Below are 2,085 nucleotides of genomic sequence, written 5' to 3' on the forward strand. Positions count from 1 at the left end.
TGCCTCCTTGTCCTTTGGGATTAGTATTTGAGCAGTGGTGCCTTGACCAATGATGCTATCAATACGAATACCATAATGCTCGCCATATAATAATTTGATGCGTCGATCAACATTTTGTAGCCCAATAGGTTGATTCGGAAATGATCTATTATTATCTGAAAAATCTAAAAAACTAGAATCAAAGCCAATACCATCATCTTTAACTAAAACAAGTATATCTTGATCAAGTTCTTCAACTTTTATTGTTAAATGACTGCTTCCTGTTTTCTTTTCAATACCATGAATAATTGCATTTTCGACTAAAGTTTGTATTGAAAATTTTGGTATATATAGTTGCAATAGATTATCTGAACTTATATCAATGGTGTAGGATAGTCTTTCAACAAAACGTACTGTTTGTAAATAGAGGTAAAAATTAATATAATCCAGTTCGTATTCAATGACGTATTTTTCTTGATTTGTAAAAGAAAAGTTACTTCGAAGTAGTTGAGCAAGAGCCGTAATCATATGCTCAATTTTGTCATTTTCACTTATTCTTGCTTCCCATGTAATAGATTCAAGTACATTAAAGATAAAGTGAGGGTTAATCTGTGCATGAAGTGCTTTTAATTCACTTTCTTGAACAAGAAGTTGCTTTTCATAAACTTCGTTAAATAAGTACTGGATCTGATCAATCATTTTATTATAAACAACACTTAAATCATTTAACTCTTTATATTTATAGGGTGGCATTTTTTCTTTGAAATTGCTATTACTTACATCCGCTATCGTTAATGTAATCTTTTTTAAAGGTTCAGTAATATAACTAACAGAATAGATGCCTACAATAATAGAGATTAAGACACTCAGTATAATAAAGTACATGGAATCAGGCAAGAAAATCCAAAAATCCCTGCCAAAATACTTTGTCGGTGCATAATTAATCAAGGTGAGATCTAAGTCATTGATATGTTCAGATAGCACAAGATAAGGTTCATTATTATTTATGATACGTGTTGTTTTTTTAAATGTAGCATGTTCTTGAACTTCTTCTGATACCGGTAACCCAATTGATTTTGGATTACTATTAAATCGATAGATGCCATCATCATCATAAATGACAGATGTCCAGTCACTATAATCATCAGACTCATACTCTCCCTTTAATGCTTCAAAATCAATGCCAAGAAGTATCTTTCCCAGAGTTTTACCTGTAATATAATCATCAATTGTTTTCATGTAGTATATAGTGTTATTGTTATCATCATATCTAATAATATCTTCATTTTGTTGCTTATATAGATCATAAAAATCTAGATTATAACGAAGAAGTGATTCATTAGGGAGATAGTTAAAGAGCAAAGAGTAGTATGTATCAGAATTTGAGAAAACAAAAACAGATTCTATTAAGCCACTATTAAAAGCAAAATCATTTCCCATGATATACTTAAGCTCTGTTTCTATATTTAGCTTGACAAGTTGATCGTTATAATATGAGGATTCTATATGTTCCAGATTATAAAGATTTTCTCTAATGCTTTGATTAGAGATTAATAGATGATAACTATTTTCCAAGATCCTAAGATTAGTTACAATACTATCTTCAAGATGGCTTGTTGCTTGGGAAATAGAGGTATCAACATAATGAGTATAGAAATAATCATTTACAAACGTGTATATATATAAAAAGAAAAAAAATGTAGGCAGTAGTATTGAAATCAAAACAATTATAATGATTTTATTGCGCAAATGATTATTGAATATGAAATTTGGTTTTAAGATACATTTAGAAAGTTTAGAAAAATTTATCATATGCACCTTTCGTAGTAAAAAATTTCATATTTTTCATGTTAAAAAACGTTTTGATTATCTGAAGCTTGATAACGAGGTAAAAAAAATCATATATAAGTAAAAATATCAATAACCTATCTGACATGTATTAAAAAACCTATTATCTTTGAAAAAAGTATAGCATACCCTCGTAGAACATGTAAAGAGATTGACTGTGATTCTAGATCAAGCTTTATTATACTATAAAAGACTAGAAAAGAAACTTATTATGGGGTAACAAAAATAGGAGGAAAGAAAATGAAAAAATTATTATCC

Annotated in this window: 1 protein-coding gene; it reads right to left on the minus strand. The window is 28.7% G+C overall.

What is annotated here, in order from left to right:
- The coding region (locus tag P0N36_RS15075; protein ID WP_275843702.1) for a sensor histidine kinase at nt 1-1,554 on the minus strand (1,554 nt) is incomplete at its 3' end.
- Between the last annotated feature and the right edge of the window lie 531 nt (nt 1,555-2,085).

Source organism: Petrocella sp. FN5 (assembly GCF_029210395.1).
Classification (GTDB): Bacteria; Bacillota; Clostridia; order Lachnospirales; family Vallitaleaceae; genus Petrocella.